The sequence below is a fragment of the Thioalkalivibrio sp. ALE19 genome (genome assembly GCF_000428605.1).
GTDB lineage: Bacteria > Pseudomonadota > Gammaproteobacteria > Ectothiorhodospirales > Ectothiorhodospiraceae > Thioalkalivibrio.
This window is the reverse complement of record NZ_AUAG01000030.1, coordinates 1-16,221: the sequence shown is the minus strand read 5'-3', so window position 1 is coordinate 16,221 and position 16,221 is coordinate 1. Positions and strand designations below refer to the sequence as shown.

The window sequence follows — 16,221 nt, the reverse complement described above, 5'->3', positions numbered from 1 at the left end:
AATGAACGGATTGACACCCGACATGCTGGAAGGGGCGGGGATTCGCACTGACCGCCAGGCCCAGCGAGACCGTCAGGAGAAGGAAGGCGGGCCGGATCAGCTGGGACAGGAGGACTTCCTCAAGCTGATGACGACCCAGCTGCAGAACCAGGACCCGTTCGAGCCGATGGAAAACGGGGACTTCATCGCGCAGATGGCGCAGTTCTCGAGCGTCACCGGGATTCAGCAGCTGAACGAGTCGTTCGAGGGCTTCGCCCAGTCGATGGGTCAGAACCAGGCGGTGCAGGGCGCCAACCTGGTCGGCAAGGACGTGCTGGTGCCGGTGGAGTTCGGCCAGCTGGGCCCCGAGGGCGGCATGAGCGGCGCGTTCGAACTGGGGGCCTCGGCCGAGTCGGTGGAGGTCGAGATCATGAACGGGGCCGGCGAGCGCGTGCGGCGCATGAATCTCGGCGCGATGGGCGCCGGGCTGCAGGACTTCCAGTGGGATGGCATGACCGACAACGGCCAGCGCGCGCCGGCCGGGGTCTACGAGGTACGGGCGACCGCGCGCAGCGGGGAGCGCACCGAATCGCTGGAGACCTTTCTTAACCAGCGCGTGGACAGCGTCTCCATGGGCGGGGAGAAAAACGGCCTGGCACTGAATGTGCAAGGCGTGGGCGAGATCGATTTTTCGGACGTACGCCGGATTTCCGGCTGACGCCCGACACAAAAACAACCGGAGGAACGGAACATGCCCTTCAACATCGGATTGAGCGGACTGAACTCGGCCCAGGCCGATCTGGACGTGACCGGCAATAATGTCTCCAACGCCGGGACCACGGGGTTCAAGCAGTCGCGCGCGGAGTTCGGGGATGTCTACGCCCAGTCGTTCGGCGGCACCAACCAGACGACCGTAGGCGCGGGTTCGCGCCTGCTGGCGGTGACCCAGCAGTTTACCCAGGGTCAGACGGAATTCACCGAAAACGGACTGGATCTGGCGATCGACGGAGAGGGGTTCTTCCAGCTCAATGACCGTGGCAACACGGTGTACAGCCGCGCCGGAGAATTCCAGGTCGATCGCGACGGGTTCCTCGTCAACAGCCAGGGCCAGAACCTGCAGGGCTATGTCGCCGAGGACGGCGATGCGGAGCCGGCGGATCTCGGCGGTACCCCCGGCAATCTGCGGCTGGACACGGGCGAGGGCGCGCCGCGGCGCACCGAGGAGATCGACGCCCAGCTGAATCTGCGTTCCGACGCCGAGGTTATTGCGGGTGGTTTCGAGACCGACAACGGCGCGGCCGTGCCGGACAGCTACAACTTCTCCACTTCGCTGACGGTGTACAACGGCCAGGGCGAGGCCCAGGACGCCGAGGTGTATTTCACGAAGGTGGATGACAACGAGTGGGAGGCCTACGTCGCGGTCAACGGCGAGGTGGTTAACGAGAACGATCCCAAGGAGCTGGTTTTTGATGCCAACGGAGAACTGGATTTCGACGAGATGCCGGATGACGATGCGACGTTCACCTTCGATCCCGGTGATGCATTTGATGACGGCACCGAGATCGAGATCGACTTTGCCGGCACGACCCAGTACGGCACCGATTTCGGTGTCAGCGACCTGAGCCAGGACGGCTATGCCCCCGGCACGCTGACCGACATCGACATCGACAACGAAGGGGTGGTGTTCGCGCGTTACAGCAACGGCCAGTCGGACGTGCTGGGCCAGGTGGTGCTGGCGAACTTCGACAATCCCCAGGGCCTGGAGCAGCTGGGCAACAACAACTGGGCGGAGACCTTTGCTTCCGGCGGGCCGACGGTCAATGCCCCGGGAGCGGCCGGTACGGGATTGCTGCAGGCCGGGGCCCTCGAGGCCTCCAACGTGGATATCGCACAGGAGCTGGTGAACCTGATCACCGCTCAGCGCAACTTCCAGGCCAATTCCCAGACGATCTCCACGGCCGACACCGTGACCCAGACCATCATCAACATCCGCTAGGGCGGTAACCGGAGGATCCTGCGGGAGGCCGAACCATGGATCGTTTTCTCTACATCGCGATGTCGGGGGCCCGGGAGGTCGAGCACGCCCAGGCCGTCAACAATCACAACCTGGCGAACGCCAATACCGACGGCTTCCGGCAGGCACTTGCCACCGCGGACACCGTCCCGGTGCGCGGCCCGGTCTACGACACGCGCGACTACGTACAGGTGGGGAACGAGGCGGCCGACTTCTCTCACGGGACGCTGCGCAGTACGGGGCGTGATCTGGACGTGGCCATCCAGGGCGAGGGCTTCATCGCCGTGCAGGGGCCGGACGGGCAGGAAGGCTATACCCGCGCCGGCAACCTGCAGGTGGATGGCTTCGGTCTGCTGCGCACCGCGGACGGGATGCAGGTGATGGGTGACGGCGGGCCGATCGCGATTCCGCCGGCGGAGAAGGTGGAGATCGGCACCGACGGGACCATCAGCGTCCGGCCCCAGGGCGCCCCGGCGGATGCCCTCGCGGCGGTGGAGCGCATCCGTCTGGTCAATCCGGATGTCGAGGATCTCGAACGGGGCGAGGACGGACTGTTCCGCCTGCCGGACGGTGAAGAGGCCGCGGCAGACGCGGACGTGACGCTGGTATCCGGCACGCTCGAGAGCAGCAACGTGAACACCGTCGAGGCGCTGACGCGAATGATCGAGCTGTCGCGAACCTTCGAGACCCAGATCAAGATGATGGACACCGCCAACACGCTGGAACAGAGCAGCAACCGGCTGCTCGGCATGGGCTGACCGGGATGATCCCGACGCGGCCCCGACTGACAGGAGAAACGCCATGAACCAGGCACTGTGGATCGCCAAGACCGGACTCGACGCGCAGGACACGCGCATGTCGACCGTGGCCAACAACCTGGCCAACTCGAGCACCACCGGCTTCAAGAAGGACCGGGCGGTATTCGAGGACCTGATCTACCAGACCGTGCGCCAGCCGGGCGCGCAGGCGACCCAGGATCAGCAGCTGCCTTCGGGCCTGCAGATCGGCACCGGCGTGCGCACGGTCAGCACGGAAAAGATGTTCGAACAGGGCAACCTGCAGCAGACCGAGAACTCGCTGGACGTCGCCATCGAGGGCGACGGTTTCTTCCAGGTGCTGATGCCCAACGGTGACATCGGCTATACCCGTGACGGCAGCTTCCAGGTCAATTCCGACGGCCAGGTGGTGATGTCCAACGGCTATCCGCTGCAGCCGGGCCTGTTCGTGCCGGATGATGCCGAGTCGATCGACATCGGCAAGGACGGCACCGTGACCGCGCGCATTACGGGACAGGCCGAACCGGTGGACCTGGGGCAGATCCAGCTGGCGGACTTCGTGAACCCCGCGGGCCTGGAGGCGGTGGGCGAGAACATCTTCAAGGAGACCGCGGCTTCCGGCGTGGCGCAGCAGGCCAACCCCGGGCTCAACGGCGTGGGCACGGTGATCCAGGGCTCGCTGGAGACCTCCAACGTGAATATCGCCGAGGAGCTGGTGAACATGATCGAGACCCAGCGGGCCTACGAGGTCAACTCCAAGGCCATCTCCAGCGCCGACCAGTCGCTGCAGTTCATCAACCAGACCATCGGGTGATCACATGAACCGCGCGACGCTTCCCCTCGCTCGCTGGCTGGCTCCGCTGGCCCTGGTCCTGCTCGGCGGCTGCGCCAGCATGCCGCACGACACCACCCCCGGCGATGCGCCCGAGTATCACGCCGTGCAGCCGCCGGAACCGGTCCCGCAGGCCCAGAACAACGGCAGCATCTATCAGGCTTCGCATTCGCACGGCCTGTTTACCGATCCCAAGGCTGCCCGGGTCGGCGACATCCTGACCGTGGTCCTGGCGGAGAGCACCGACGCGCAGAAATCGTCGTCCACCAGCACCAACAAGGACTCGGACCTGAATCTGGGGACCCTGGAAGCCTTTGGCGGCGAGGCGACCCGTGGCGGGCGGCCGCTGTTCGGGGTGAGCAACAACAGCTCGCGCGGCTTCGACGGCGGCGGCGATTCGAGCCAGAGCAACCAGCTGGAGGGGGAGATTACGGTCACCGTGGCCGAGGTCCTGCCCAACGGCAACCTGGTGATCCAGGGCGAGAAATGGCTGGGTATCAATCAGGGCGAGGAATACGTGCGGCTGCGCGGGATCGTGCGGCCGCAGGACGTCAATGCCGACAACACGGTGCTGTCGGGACAGGTGGCCGACGCCCGGATTTCCTATGGCGGCAGCGGCTTCATTGCCGACAGCAACACCCCCGGGTGGATCACCCGTTTCTTCAACAGCCCGCTGTGGCCCTTTTAGGACGAGGTGGACATGAACGCACAAACGCGCAACGGGTTTCGTGAGGGGATCCGCGAACGGATGCGTCAGGTCGCGTGGCTGGCGGGCTCCGCCGGTTTCCTGGTGGCCCTCGGGCTGCAGGGTGCGGCCGCGCAGACCGCGATCCAGCAGCAGGCCATGGCACAGCAGCCGCACCACGGCGGTTCGGGCATCGTCGAGCGGGTGAAGGACCTGGCCAGCGTGTCCGGCGTGCGCGAGAACCAGCTGATTGGCTACGGCCTGGTGGTGGGGCTGGACGGCACCGGTGACCAGACGACCCAGACCCCGTTCACGGTGCAGAGCCTCAACAACATGCTGACCCAGCTCGGTCTGACCCCGGACGAGGGGGCCAACCCGCAGCTGCAGAATGCCGCGTCGGTGATGGTGACCGCGGACCTCCCGCCATTCGCCAAGCCGGGCCAGGAGATCGACGTAACGGTGTCGTCCATGGGCAATGCCGATTCGCTGCGCGGGGGCACCCTGCTCATGACCCCGCTGAAGGGTGCCGATGGCGAGACCTACGGCATCGCCCAGGGCAACCTGATCGTCGGCGGCTTCGATGCCGAGGGCGGCGACGGGTCGAGCATCACGGTCAACGTGCCGAGTGTCGGGCGCATCCCCAACGGGGCCACGGTGGAACGTGAGGTGCCGACCGCGTTCGCCTCCGGCGACACCGTGACCCTGGATCTCAACCGGCCCGATTTCACCACGGCCACGCGCCTGACGGAGACGGTCAACGAGACCTTCGGCGCGGGCACCGCTCGGGCGCTGGACGGTTCGTCGGTGCAGGTTCGGGCGCCGTCGGACCCCAGTCAGCGGGTCAGCTTCGTCGCGGAACTGGAAAACCTGCCGGTGGAGCGCGGCGAGGCCCCGGCCCGAGTGATCGTCAACTCGCGCACCGGCACCGTGGTGATCGGTTCCAGCGTGCAGGTATCGCCGGCCGCGGTGTCGCACGGCAGCCTCACGGTGACCATTACCGAATCGCCGGAAGTGGTGCAGCCGCTGCCGCTGGCCCCGGGCGAGACCGCAATCCAGCCGGAGACCGACATCGCGATCGAGGAGGAGAACAACCCGATGTTCCTGTTCGACGCGGGGACCTCGCTGGACGAGATCGTGCGTGCGGTGAACAACGTCGGGGCGGCTCCCAGCGACCTGGTGGCCATCCTGCAGGCCCTGCGCGAGGCAGGCTCGCTGCGCGCGGAGCTGGTGGTGATCTGATGATCGGGCCGAGCGGAGAAAGCCGGATGCAGGCGCAGTCGGCGATGGCGTCCGATCCGTCGGGGCTGCACGAGCTCTCGCGAGCCGCGCGCGGCGGGGGTCGCGAGGGCATGGAAGCGGTCGCGCGCGAGTTCGAGGCGATGCTGGTCGGCCAGATGCTCAAGCAGATGCGCGAGGCTTCGCTGGGCGACGGGATCTTCGAGAACGAACAGACCGAAATGTATCAGGAGATGTTCGACCAGGAGGTCGCGCGCTCGGTCAGTCAGGGTGAAGGTCTCGGGCTGCGCGAGGCGTTGATCCGTGACATGGAACGCAATGCACCCACCGATCCCGAGGTCCTGCACGATCCGGAACGCCAGCAGAACCTCGAGGCGCCACGGCGCAACGAGAGCCTGACCCCCATGCAGCCGCGCGGGGACGGGGAACGGCCCGCGGCGCCTGCGGATGAGTCGGATGCGTTGGATGGGGCGGGCCCCGGCGGGACGGCGGAACAGGCCGAGGCGGGGGATGCGCCGCGGTCGATGCCGGAGGCGGCCGGGGGAGCCCCGGTCGACTGGCCGCCGCGCAATCCGGACGAATTCCTGGAAAAGCTCGGGCCGGCGGCTGAACGGGCCGCGGCCGAGCTGGGTGTGGATGCATCGGTGCTGCTGGCGCAGAGCGCGCTGGAAACCGGCTGGGGGCAGCATGTGCCCAGCCGTACGGACGGCGAGCCCAGCTTCAACCTGTTCGGCATCAAGGCCGATCGTTCGTGGAGCGGGGAGGCGGTCTCGGTGGGTACCCTGGAGTACCGCGACGGTGTGGCGCAACGCGAACAGGCTCGTTTCCGCGCCTATGACGATCCGGAACGCTCGTTCGCGGACTACGTCGACTTCATCCGCAGCAATCCGCGCTACGAGCGGGCCCTGCAGGCAGGCGACGACGCGACCTACGTGCGCGAACTGCAGGCCGCGGGTTATGCCACGGATCCGCGCTATGCCGAAAAGATCCTGGATCTGCGTGACCGGGTGGCGCAGGCCCGCGAGCCGGTCCATGCTCAAGTCTCGGCCGGCGCGGCCGATAACCCGGTCGAGGGGTGAAGCATGCATAACACGGATCGCGTACAACAGGGTTGCCACCGGCCACGGAGGATGGCGTCATGAGTTCCCTCAACATCGGGACGTCGGGGCTGCTCGCCTATCAGCGGGCGATCAGCACCACCAGCAACAACATCGCCAATGCCTCCACCGAAGGCTACTCCCGGCAGTCGACCTCCCTGGCGAACCGGCCGCCGCAGTTCCTGGGCGGCAACTTCCAGGGGCAGGGCGTCGAGGTCGACAACATCCGGCGGATCTCCGACCAGTTCGTGAACAACCAGCTGCGGGATGCGACCTCGGAGAACGCGAATGCCGAGACGCGGGTGCAGATCGCCAACCGGATCGACAACCTGCTGGCGGACGAGGCCTCGGGACTGCAGCCGGTGCTGCAGAGCTTCTTTGATGCGGCCCAGGATGTCAGCAGCGATCCGACTTCCAGTTCCGCGCGCGAGGTATTCCGCACCGAGGCCGAATCGCTGGTGGAGCGACTGGGTTCCATCGACAGCCGCCTGCAGGAACAGCGCCAGATCGTCAACGGCCAGATCGAGACCGGGGTGCAGGAGGTCAACGACCTGGCCGATGCCCTGGCCGACGTGAACCGTGCGATCGTCTCGGGTTCGACCCAGGGCACGCCCAACGACCTGCTGGATCAGCGCGACCGGCTGATCAATGACCTCGCGGAAAAGGTCGACGTGCGCACCGTGGAGCAGGATGACGGGGCTCTGAACGTGTTCGTCGGCAACGGCCAGGCGCTGGTGCTGGGGGGCGATGCGCGCGAACTGCGCGCCGAACCGCTGTCCGGCGATCCGGAACGCCTCGACATCGGCGTTGCCAGCGGCGACGGCACCGCGAGCATCTCGCGGTTCATCCGGGGTGGCGAGCTCGGCGGCCTGCTGGAGATGCGCGGTGGCATGCTGGATGAGGCGCAGAACACGCTGGGCCAGATCGCGCATGCGGTGGGCGAGAGCTTCAACGAACAGAACCGGCGCGGGCTGGACCTCAACGGCGAGCAGGGCGAGGCGATCTTCGGCCTGGGCGAACCGCAGGTCTGGGGAGCCGGGGATCCGAAGCCGGAGAGCAACCCCGAGGTGAGCATCGCGGACGCCGGGGCTCTGACCACCAATGACTACCGCCTGCGACGCGACGAAAACGGAGATTACGAGCTGCGTCGGCTGCCGGACAATCGGGTCATTGATGACGATGATTACGAAATCGACGATGTTAATGACGAGATCCGCGTGGATGGCATGGTCATCGACGTCGGCGAGCTCGAAGACGATGGCGTCACGGGGGAGTGGCTGATTCAGCCGACCCGTAGCGGCGCCAGTCAGATGGAAGTCCTGATGCAGGACGGCGACGAGCTCGCCGCCGCGGCGGCGCTGCGGGCCCGGGAGGGCGACGGGAATCAGGGTGATGCCACGGTGAGCTCGATCGCGGCTACGGATCCGGATTCCGAGGCGTTCGACGGCAGCATCGACGGTCTCGAAGTGAGTTTCAACGGTACCGAGTTCGAGCGGGAGGGCGGCGGCACCATTGATACGGAGGAAGTGGATGATGGCGTCTACCGGGTCAGTGGCGACGGCTGGGAGATGGAAGTCCGCGGAACCCCCGAAGATGGCGATGCGTTCCAGGTGTTCACCAACGAGAACCGCGAGGGTGACAACCGCAACATGCAGGCGATGAACGCGCTGGCCGAGGAGGACCTCGTCGAGGGGCGGCGCAATTTCGGTGACGCCTACAACAGCCTGATCGCCAGCGTTGGCACGCAGACCCGTCAGGCGCAGGTGGCGGAGGAGTCGGCCAGTGCCCAGCTCGATCAGGCGCGCGAACAGCGCGAGGCGGTGTCCGGCGTGAACCTGGACGAGGAGGCGGCGGACCTGCTGCGTTATCAGCAGGCCTATCAGGCGTCGGCGCAGGTGATCCAGATCGGCAACAGTCTGTTCGACAGCCTGCTGGGCGCGGTGCGTGGCTGATGCCCCCGCACGCGGGCAGCAATGACAAGAAGCGAACGGGATGCCACGGCATTCGGGGATGAAACGATGCGTGTATCGACGACCCAGATCTTCCAGACCGGAATCGACCAGATCCAGCGTAATCAGGCGGAACTCAACCGCACGTCGCTGCAGCTGGGCTCGGGGGAGCGCATCCTGACGCCCTCCGATGATCCGAGCGGGGCGACCCAGACCAACCAGTTCGAACGCATCATCAAGGCCACCGAGCAGTACCAGCGCAACATCGACAATTCCCAGCCGCGGCTGCAGCAGCAGGAATCCCTGATGCAGTCGGGAACCGATGCCCTGCAGCGGGCGCGCGAGCTGGTTATCGCCGGCAACAACGACAGCCAGACCGACGAGACGCGGCGCTACCAGGCGAACGAGCTGCGCCAGCTGCGCGACGAACTGTTCGAGATTGCCAACACCCGCGATCCCAACGGCGAGTACATCTTTGCCGGGACCAATTCGCTGGAGCAGCCGTTCAAGCAGGATGGCGAGGGGACGGTCCGTTACGAGGGTGCCGAGGGCACTGGCAGCGTGCGTGAGGTCGAGATCTCGCCGACCCGAACGGTCCCCGTCGGCGATACCGGCGCCGACGTGTTCATGAATATCCCGGAGAACGATGGTCGCACCACGGCCGATGTAACCAACCGGGAGGCGGACAGTCTGCTGATCGTCGACAAGGCCGAGGTGTACGACGTACGCGAACTGGATCGGGAGGACTACACCATCGAGTTCGCAGAGAATGGCGCCGGCGAGATGACCTACAGCGTGCTGGACGAGGATGGCGACGCCATCCAGGGCCGGGACGGGGATCTCCTGGAGGATCAGCCGTTCGTGTCGGGTGAATCCATCGATTTCGCCGGGCGTTCGGTGACGATCAGCGGGGATCCGGCCGACGGCGACGAGGTGGTTTCGCGGTCGGCCGAAAACAAGGACGTCTTCTCCACGCTGGACGACATCATCGCCGCGCTCGAGGAAGGGACCGGGACCCGCGAGGCTCGGGCCAATCTGGCCACCGCCACCAATACGGCCCTGGCCGACATGGACGCCGCGCTGGGAAACTTCAACGAGATCCGGGCCGACGTGGGCTCGCGGCTGAAGACCATGGACGACCAGAGCGAGCTCAACGAGGACCGGCTGCTGGATCTGGAGACCGCCGTTTCGGAGATCCGCGATCTGGACTATGCCGAGGCCATCAGCCGCTTCAACCAGCAGCAGGTGGCGCTGCAGGCCGCGCAGCAGACCTACAGCGAGACCAGCCGGCTGTCGCTGTTCGATTTCATTTGACGCGCCGCGAGCCCGGGCCGATGATGCCGGCGGACCTTCCTCGAGATCCCTGACATGGCTCAACGTGATTCCTCCGGCAAGGGTGTGGCCGGCTCCACCGGCCGCCCGCCGCGCTATCTTCTGATCCTGCTCGGCCTGGCGATCATCTGGGCGGGCTTCTGGGGCTGGGTGCAGTTGCAGTCCGGCGAGCCGAAGTCCGTGGAACTGGATGTTGTGGAGCAGGAGGCGCTGGACGAGAAGCTGCAGGCCCTGGAACGTACGCGTGAACCGGCGCGGCCGCGCCCGGATGCGGATCGCGGCGAGGCCATGGTGGACCTGGACGATCCCGATACCGAACCGCTGGTGCCCGAACTCTATGAAGAAGAGCCGGCTGCCCGGCGCATCTCGTTCTCCGAGCGCGAACTCAACGCCCTGATCGCCCGTGATCCGGACCTGGCCAACCGGGTGTCGGTGCGGCTGACGCCGGGGCAGGTCAGCACGCGCGTGCGCGTGGATGTCCCCGCGGACGTACCGCTGCTGGGCGGGCGCACACTGAACGTCAATTCCGGCGTACATTTCGAGACCACCGAAGACGAAGGCGTGCGTGCGCGCCTGGTCGGGGTCAGCGTGGCCGGGATCCCGCTGCCGGATGCCTGGCTGGGCGGGCTGAAGGGCGAGGACCTGCTGGCTCTGGAACCGTTCCGGGGACTGGGCGCCGGGATCGAGTCGGTGGAGGTCGACGAGGGGGTGATGACCCTGCAGCTCGCCCCCTGACTCTTCCGGCCCGGACGGATCAGGCCCTGAAGAGTCAGGTGATCACGTCGGGGCTCCGGCGTCCGGTCAGCCCGGGGATATCGCCCAGTTCGCCGGCGGCGTCGATCAGCGGCCGCAGCACTTCCTGAGGATCCAGGTCGAGCCGCTCCGGGGCGGTTTCGTGCTGTTCGATGTACAGGCGCAGCGTTGCTCCCTCCGTGCCGGTGCCCGACAGCCGGAAGACGATGCGCGCGCCGCTCTCGAACATCACCCGCAACCCCTGGCCCTCGGCCACCGAGCCGTCCACCGGATCGGTGTAGGCGAAGTCGTCGGCGGCCCGGACCGTCTGTCCGGCGAGCGATTGCCCCGGCAGGGTGGCCAGCCGGTCGCGTACGCGCTCCATCACCGCCTCGGCGTGTTCGCTGCGGATCCCCTCGTAATCGTGCCGGGTGTAGTAGTGCCGGCCGAAACGCTCCCAGTGCTCGTGCACGATGCTCTCGACCGACTGCCGGCGCACGGCGAGGAGGTTGAGCCAGAACAGGACCGCCCACAGGCCGTCCTTCTCGCGCACGTGGTCGGAACTGGTGCCGAAGCTCTCCTCGCCGCACAGGCGGATGCGCCCGTCGTCCAGCAGGTTGCCGAAGAACTTCCACCCGGTGGGCGTCTCGTAGCAGGGGATGCCCAGGGCCTCGGCCACGGTGTCCACCGCCTGGCTGGTGGGCATGCTGCGGGCGACGCCGCGCAGACCATCGGCGAAGGCCGGGATGTGGTGGGCGTTGGCCGCCATGATGGCGAGGCTGTCCGACGGGGTGACAAAGAAATGGCGCCCGAGGATCAGGTTGCGGTCCCCGTCGCCGTCGGAGGCGGCACCGAAGTCCGGGGCGTCGCGGCCGAACATGGCCTCGCGAAGCTGCCGTGCGTGGGTCAGGTTGGGGTCGGGGTGGCCGCCGCCGAAATCGCCCAGCGGTTCGGGTCGCAGGAGACTTTCCGGGGCCGCCCCCAGGCGTTCGACCAGCAGGGTTTCGGCATACGGGCCGGTGATCGCGTGCATGGCATCGAAGCGCAGGCGGAAATCGCCGGCCAGAAGCTCGCGGATGGCGTGGAAATCGAACAGCTTGTCCATCAGCTCGGCGTAGGCGGCGACCGGATCGACCACTTCCACGTCCATGCCGTTCAGGGTGGTCGCATGCAGGTGATCCAGATCCACGTGCACTGCTTCCTTCAGGATGCGGTAGTGGGTGATCGCCTGGCTGCGGGCGTGGATGGCGTCGGTAACCGAGGGCGGAGCCGGGCCGCCGGCGGCGGTGTTGAACTTGATGCCAAAGTCGCCCTCCGGCCCGCCCGGGTTGTGCGAGGCGGACAGGATCAGAGCGCCGGCGGCGCCGCGGCTGCGGATCAGATGACTGGCGGCCGGTGTGGACAGCAGGCCGCCGCGCCCGACCGCCACCCGGCCGATGCCATTGGCGGCGGCCATGCGCAGGATGGTCTGGATCGCCTCGCGGTTATGGAAGCGTCCGTCTCCCCCCAGCACCAGTTCGGCCCCTTCCAGCGCGGGCTGGCTGTCGAACACGGACTGGACGAAGTTCTCCAGATAATGTGGCTGGCGGAAGCGGGTGACGCGCTTGCGCAGGCCGGAGGTGCCGGGTTTCTGGTCTTCGAACGGATGGGTGGTGACGACGCTGATGTCCATGTGGTCCGCTGCTCCCTTGGCTTTGTTCCGACGTTAGCAGAAACCTCCGGGGGTGTCCGCCCCGGGCACGGGGTCGCCGGACGGTGCTGGCGCAGGGCTGTTAGACTTCGCCGCCATGTTGCTGGACAGCCGTACCCCCGCGTATCTCCAGCCGCGGCCGGTGACCTTCGCCGCGTTGATGGAGCTCTACGAGGACAACTATCTGCAGTTGCGCCGCCTGTGTCCCGATCCCGCCGCCGTGGGCGGACGGGCCGTCTCGCGCGTGGACGGGGCCCTCGATCTCCATCTGGAGGTGCTGGAGCGCACCCGTTATACCACTACGCTGCGCCTGACCTACCGCTTCGGCGAAGGCGACCGGGTGCGCGAGCAGCCGGACGTGCGGGTGCGCATGTTCCACGACGCCCGCCAGGCCGAGGTGCTGGGGCGCTACTGCCGCAGTACCGGGGAGGACCGGATGATCGATACCCTCGCGGGTCAGCCGGGCCTCGGCTGTCGCTGGCGGCACAACCGCTTCCTGTACAAGTGGCTGCGCTACTGCCTGCGCCAGGGGCATCGCTTCGTGGCCGACGGCTCGGCGGCCCCGGCCGCGCCGGTCAGTGGCGAGACCCCGGAGGTCTGAGCGCCGCCCGGGTCATCCCGGGGAATAGTCCAGCGGCAGCGCGGTGCGGTCCAGCACCCGGCGCAGCACGAAGCTGGAGTGCACGCTGTCCACCCCCTCCAGCCTGGTGATGCGCCGCAGCAGGAATTCCTGATAGGCATCCATGTCCGGGACCACCACCTGCAGCATGTAATCGGCCGCCTGGCCGGTGATCAGGTAGCACCGCTGCACCTCTGGATAGGTGGCGACCGTTTCCTCGAAATGGGCGAAACGTTCCGGGGTGTGCCGATCCATGCCGATATGGATCAGCGCGGTCAGTTCCAGCCCCAGACGCCGCCGGTCCAGCAGGGCCACGCGCTGCAGGATGATCCCCGCATTCTCCAGCGCGCGCACCCGGCGCAGGCAGGGCGAGGGACTGAGCCCCACGCGCTCGGCCAGCGCCTGGTTGGAGATGCCGGCGTCCTCCTGCAGGATCTCGAGGATGCGGCGGTCGTAGCGATCGAGGCGGTGCAGTTCGTTTTCCATGAGCCGAATCTTGCGCGCAAGCGTCATCCGGCGCAATCCCGTGGCGAAAAAGAAGCGGCATGGGGGTAATTCGCAATTCCCTGCGGCGAACTCTGCGTTATTCTGTTGTCCCAACAGGAAAGCCGTAAGCATCCGTATCAGGAGACCGATCGTCATGAGCTTCGATCACACCAAGTACGCCCCCTTCCCGCCGATCGACAAGTCGGACCGGCGCTGGCCCGCGCGCCGCACGACCGCGGCCCCGCGTTTCTCCGCGGTGGACCTGCGCGACGGCAACCAGGCGCTGGTGCACCCGATGAGCGTGGAGCAGAAGATGCGCTTCTTCGAGGTGCTCGTGGACATCGGGCTCAAGGAGATCGAGATCGGCTTTCCGGCCGCCTCGCAGATCGACTTCGACTTCACCCGCCGGCTGGTGGACGAGCAGCGCATCCCCGAGGGCGTGTACGTACAGGTGCTGACCCAGGCGCGCGAGGATCTGATCGCGCGGACCTTCGAGGCCCTGGAGGGCGCGCCGCGCGCGGTGGTGCACGTGTACAACTCCACCAACCCGGCGCAGCGCGAGCAGGTGTTCCGCATGGACCGCGACGGCATCCGTGGCATCGCCGAGAACGGCGCGCGCTGGGTGCGCGACTACGCCGCGAAGTACCCGCAGACCGACTGGATCTTCCAGTACTCGCCGGAGAGCTTCTCCACCACCGAGCTGGACTACGCAGTCGAGGTGGTCGACGCGGTGACCGCGATCTGGCGCCCGGATCAGGGCCAGAAGGTAGTCATCAACCTGCCGGCTACGGTGGAGTCGGCCACGCCCAACGTGTTCGCCGACCAGGTGGAGTGGTTCTGCGATCACGTGCAGCGGCGCGAGCACATCTGCGTGTCGCTGCATACGCACAATGACCGCGGCACCGGCGTGGCCGCGGCCGAACTGGGCCTGCTGGCCGGGGCCGACCGCCTGGAGGGCACGCTGTTCGGCAACGGCGAGCGCACCGGCAACATGGACCTGGTCACCGTCGGCATGAACCTGTATTCGCAGGGCATCGACCCGACCATCGACCTGTCCGACATGGAGCGGTTGATGGAGGTGTACAAGGAATGCACCGACATGCCGATCCATCCGCGCCATCCGTGGGCCGGCGAGCTGGTCTACACGGCCTTCTCCGGCAGCCACCAGGATGCGATCCGCAAGGGTCTGGCGCATTACCGCGAGCATGGCGGCCACTGGAACGTGCCCTACCTGCCGATCGACCCGGGCGATCTGGGACGGCGCTACGAAGAGGTGGTGCGCATCAACTCGCAGTCCGGCAAGGGCGGCGTGACCCACGTGCTGGAGCGCGACTACGGCATCGAGCTGCCGCGCTGGCTGGCGGTGGAGTTCGCCCGCATCGTGCAGCAGGACGCCGAGACTTCCGGCGAGGAAGTGACCTCGCAGCGCATCCACGAGCTGTTCGAGAAGCACTACCTGGCGCCGGTGCCGGGCTGGGATCTGGTGCGCTACGAAATGGAGAAGGAAGGGCCGGTGGTGCGCCTGGATGCCACCGTGGGCCCGCCCGGACAGGAGACCCGCCTGAACGGGGCCGGTCACGGCGCGGTCGAGGCGCTGGCCGAGGCGCTGCACGCCAGCCGCAGCGTGGAGGTGCGCGTCAGTCATTTCGACGAGCACGCGGTGGAGGCCGGGACCGAGGCGCGCGCGATGGCCGCGGTGGATGTCTCGGTGGACGGCGAGCGCTCGGTGGGCGTGGCCCTGGGCGAGGACACCACCGCCGCGACCCTGCAGGCGGTCCTGAACGCCGCCGGCCGGCGCCTGGGCAACGAGGCCCCGCGCATACCGGATGCGGTGATGGCCGCGGCCAGCGCCTGACCGCCCGGCGCAGACGGCCCGAGCGATCGTGGCGCCGCGGTCGCAGGGGCTTCATGGCGGACCCCGTGTCGCACGAGCGGCACGGGGTTTTTTGGTGATCTGGCGCCTGTGTTCCGGTGAGTGGTCTACCTTCGATGAAGCGGCCGAGGGCCGCGCAACGGCGGGAGGTGGAACATGAAACGGTGGATTCTGTTTTTGCTGCTGCTGGGCTGGACTCCCGGCCTGATGGCTTCGCCACCGGATGCGACGCAGGAACCGGAGCTCGATCGCGAAACGCTTCAGCAGATGGTGCGGCACAGCGCCGAGGTGTTCCGGATCGAGGACGGGGTGAGCGTCGAGGAGGCGGTGGAGTCGATGCAGTTGCGGGCCAATCTGCGCAACTTTCAGGAAGTGGCGAACCTGCCGCTTTCCGAGCAGGTGACGGCCATGGGCGGCGAGGGCAACTACATGCGCATACTGGCGTTCTGTGATGCCCTGATCGCCAATCAAATGGTGCAGCACGACATCATCTTCGCCAGTTTCCTGCCGTGTCGCATCGCGGTGGTGGAGGACGACGAGGGCCAGGGCTGGATCGTGACCACCAACATGGACATGATGCTGCATGCCACGGATCTGCCCGAGGATCTGGAAGAGGTCGCGCGCGAGGTGAGAGACACCATCTACAGCATCGTCGAAGCCGGCCGCACCGGCGATTTCTGAGCATGAGTCGACGGCCACGGCGGGGTGCGCGTTGCCCCGCCGTGGCGTAATGTGGCGTTCATGCTTTTTCTCTACACTCCCCGCCGCGATGAGCAAGGCGGCTCCCAGGGAAACACTGATCCATGTACACGCTTGCGTTGGCACCCCGGGTTTTCCGAGACAAGGCGCGGTGCGCAGCCGGTAGTGGTTCTACCGGCAAGGGCCGCAACGCAGGATCGGGGAACCCGGGGTGCCAACCCC

The 16,221-nt window shown here is 67.0% G+C and carries 15 protein-coding genes; 13 read left to right on the top strand and 2 right to left on the bottom strand.

The features are described from left to right. Position 1: 1 nt before the first annotated feature. The 10 genes from F787_RS0111930 to F787_RS0111885 all read left to right on the top strand — a co-directional run bounded on the left by F787_RS0111930 (position 2) and on the right by F787_RS0111885 (position 10,635). A complete protein-coding gene (locus F787_RS0111930; RefSeq protein ID WP_028492324.1) occupies positions 2 to 697 on the top strand; it encodes a flagellar hook assembly protein FlgD in 696 nt (231 codons plus the stop codon). Positions 698 to 730: 33 nt separating this feature from the next. Continuing rightward, on the top strand, positions 731 to 1,975 hold the full coding sequence (gene flgE / locus F787_RS0111925) for a flagellar hook protein FlgE (protein ID WP_028492323.1): 1,245 nt from the start codon (positions 731 to 733) through the stop codon (positions 1,973 to 1,975). Between the two features lie 35 nt (positions 1,976 to 2,010). After that, a complete protein-coding gene (flgF, locus tag F787_RS0111920; RefSeq protein ID WP_019570797.1) occupies positions 2,011 to 2,751 on the top strand; it encodes a flagellar basal-body rod protein FlgF in 741 nt (246 codons plus the stop codon). Between the two features lie 43 nt (positions 2,752 to 2,794). Further along, on the top strand, positions 2,795 to 3,583 hold the full coding sequence (gene flgG, locus F787_RS0111915) for a flagellar basal-body rod protein FlgG (protein WP_019022250.1): 789 nt from the start codon (positions 2,795 to 2,797) through the stop codon (positions 3,581 to 3,583). 4 nt (positions 3,584 to 3,587) lie between these two features. Continuing rightward, positions 3,588 to 4,289, top strand: coding sequence for a flagellar basal body L-ring protein FlgH (gene flgH / locus F787_RS0111910; protein ID WP_028492322.1), 702 nt, complete (start codon positions 3,588 to 3,590; stop codon positions 4,287 to 4,289). Between the two features lie 60 nt (positions 4,290 to 4,349). Then, a complete protein-coding gene (locus F787_RS0111905) occupies positions 4,350 to 5,525 on the top strand; it encodes a flagellar basal body P-ring protein FlgI (RefSeq protein WP_028492321.1) in 1,176 nt (391 codons plus the stop codon). After that, entirely contained in the window at positions 5,525 to 6,601 is a 1,077-nt protein-coding gene (flgJ, locus tag F787_RS0111900; protein ID WP_028492320.1) for a flagellar assembly peptidoglycan hydrolase FlgJ, read from the top strand. The genes F787_RS0111905 and flgJ overlap by 1 nt, the downstream gene beginning before the upstream one ends. A gap of 59 nt (positions 6,602 to 6,660) precedes the next feature. Then, complete coding sequence (gene flgK, locus F787_RS0111895) at positions 6,661 to 8,571, top strand: flagellar hook-associated protein FlgK (protein WP_028492319.1); 1,911 nt, start codon at positions 6,661 to 6,663, stop codon at positions 8,569 to 8,571. A 66-nt stretch (positions 8,572 to 8,637) separates the two neighbouring features. Continuing rightward, positions 8,638 to 9,882, top strand: a complete 1,245-nt coding sequence (gene flgL, locus F787_RS0111890; protein ID WP_028492318.1) for a flagellar hook-associated protein FlgL — start codon at positions 8,638 to 8,640, stop codon at positions 9,880 to 9,882. A 54-nt stretch (positions 9,883 to 9,936) separates the two neighbouring features. After that, a complete protein-coding gene (locus F787_RS0111885; protein WP_028492317.1) occupies positions 9,937 to 10,635 on the top strand; it encodes a hypothetical protein in 699 nt (232 codons plus the stop codon). Positions 10,636 to 10,669: 34 nt separating this feature from the next. Here the strand turns inward: F787_RS0111885 and F787_RS0111880 are convergent, their stop codons facing one another. Then, positions 10,670 to 12,304: an alpha-D-glucose phosphate-specific phosphoglucomutase gene (locus F787_RS0111880; protein WP_028492316.1), complete on the bottom strand. Its 1,635-nt coding sequence runs from the start codon at positions 12,302 to 12,304 to the stop codon at positions 10,670 to 10,672. 115 nt (positions 12,305 to 12,419) lie between these two features. On the opposite strand from F787_RS0111880, the gene F787_RS0111875 reads away from it, so the two are divergent. Then, complete coding sequence (locus tag F787_RS0111875; RefSeq protein ID WP_018871210.1) at positions 12,420 to 12,923, top strand: DUF1249 domain-containing protein; 504 nt, start codon at positions 12,420 to 12,422, stop codon at positions 12,921 to 12,923. Positions 12,924 to 12,935: 12 nt separating this feature from the next. On the opposite strand, the gene F787_RS0111870 is transcribed toward F787_RS0111875, so the two are convergent. Then, entirely contained in the window at positions 12,936 to 13,427 is a 492-nt protein-coding gene (locus F787_RS0111870) for an Lrp/AsnC family transcriptional regulator (RefSeq protein ID WP_019022242.1), read from the bottom strand. Positions 13,428 to 13,581: 154 nt separating this feature from the next. Between F787_RS0111870 and F787_RS0111865 the strand changes: the two genes are divergently transcribed. Both F787_RS0111865 and F787_RS0111860 read left to right on the top strand, forming a co-directional pair. Beyond that, positions 13,582 to 15,282, top strand: a complete 1,701-nt coding sequence (locus F787_RS0111865; RefSeq protein ID WP_028492315.1) for a 2-isopropylmalate synthase — start codon at positions 13,582 to 13,584, stop codon at positions 15,280 to 15,282. A 174-nt stretch (positions 15,283 to 15,456) separates the two neighbouring features. Next, positions 15,457 to 15,981, top strand: a complete 525-nt coding sequence (locus F787_RS0111860) for a DUF302 domain-containing protein (protein ID WP_019022240.1) — start codon at positions 15,457 to 15,459, stop codon at positions 15,979 to 15,981. Positions 15,982 to 16,221 lie beyond the last annotated feature (240 nt).

What these genes read in the sequence shown, in the direction of transcription:
- flgF (WP_019570797.1), top strand. Translation starts at nt 2,011, where the DNA reads ATGGATCGTTTTCTCTACATCGCGATGTCGGGGGCCCGGGAGGTCGAG.
- F787_RS0111875 (WP_018871210.1), top strand. Translation starts at nt 12,420, where the DNA reads ATGTTGCTGGACAGCCGTACCCCCGCGTATCTCCAGCCGCGGCCGGTG.
- F787_RS0111870 (WP_019022242.1), bottom strand. Translation starts at nt 13,427, where the DNA reads ATGGAAAACGAACTGCACCGCCTCGATCGCTACGACCGCCGCATCCTC.
- F787_RS0111930 (WP_028492324.1), top strand. Translation starts at nt 2, where the DNA reads ATGAACGGATTGACACCCGACATGCTGGAAGGGGCGGGGATTCGCACT.
- flgL (WP_028492318.1), top strand. Translation starts at nt 8,638, where the DNA reads ATGCGTGTATCGACGACCCAGATCTTCCAGACCGGAATCGACCAGATC.
- flgJ (WP_028492320.1), top strand. Translation starts at nt 5,525, where the DNA reads ATGATCGGGCCGAGCGGAGAAAGCCGGATGCAGGCGCAGTCGGCGATG.
- F787_RS0111905 (WP_028492321.1), top strand. Translation starts at nt 4,350, where the DNA reads ATGCGTCAGGTCGCGTGGCTGGCGGGCTCCGCCGGTTTCCTGGTGGCC.
- flgK (WP_028492319.1), top strand. Translation starts at nt 6,661, where the DNA reads ATGAGTTCCCTCAACATCGGGACGTCGGGGCTGCTCGCCTATCAGCGG.
- F787_RS0111865 (WP_028492315.1), top strand. Translation starts at nt 13,582, where the DNA reads ATGAGCTTCGATCACACCAAGTACGCCCCCTTCCCGCCGATCGACAAG.
- F787_RS0111885 (WP_028492317.1), top strand. Translation starts at nt 9,937, where the DNA reads ATGGCTCAACGTGATTCCTCCGGCAAGGGTGTGGCCGGCTCCACCGGC.
- flgH (WP_028492322.1), top strand. Translation starts at nt 3,588, where the DNA reads ATGAACCGCGCGACGCTTCCCCTCGCTCGCTGGCTGGCTCCGCTGGCC.
- F787_RS0111860 (WP_019022240.1), top strand. Translation starts at nt 15,457, where the DNA reads ATGAAACGGTGGATTCTGTTTTTGCTGCTGCTGGGCTGGACTCCCGGC.
- flgE (WP_028492323.1), top strand. Translation starts at nt 731, where the DNA reads ATGCCCTTCAACATCGGATTGAGCGGACTGAACTCGGCCCAGGCCGAT.
- F787_RS0111880 (WP_028492316.1), bottom strand. Translation starts at nt 12,304, where the DNA reads ATGGACATCAGCGTCGTCACCACCCATCCGTTCGAAGACCAGAAACCC.
- flgG (WP_019022250.1), top strand. Translation starts at nt 2,795, where the DNA reads ATGAACCAGGCACTGTGGATCGCCAAGACCGGACTCGACGCGCAGGAC.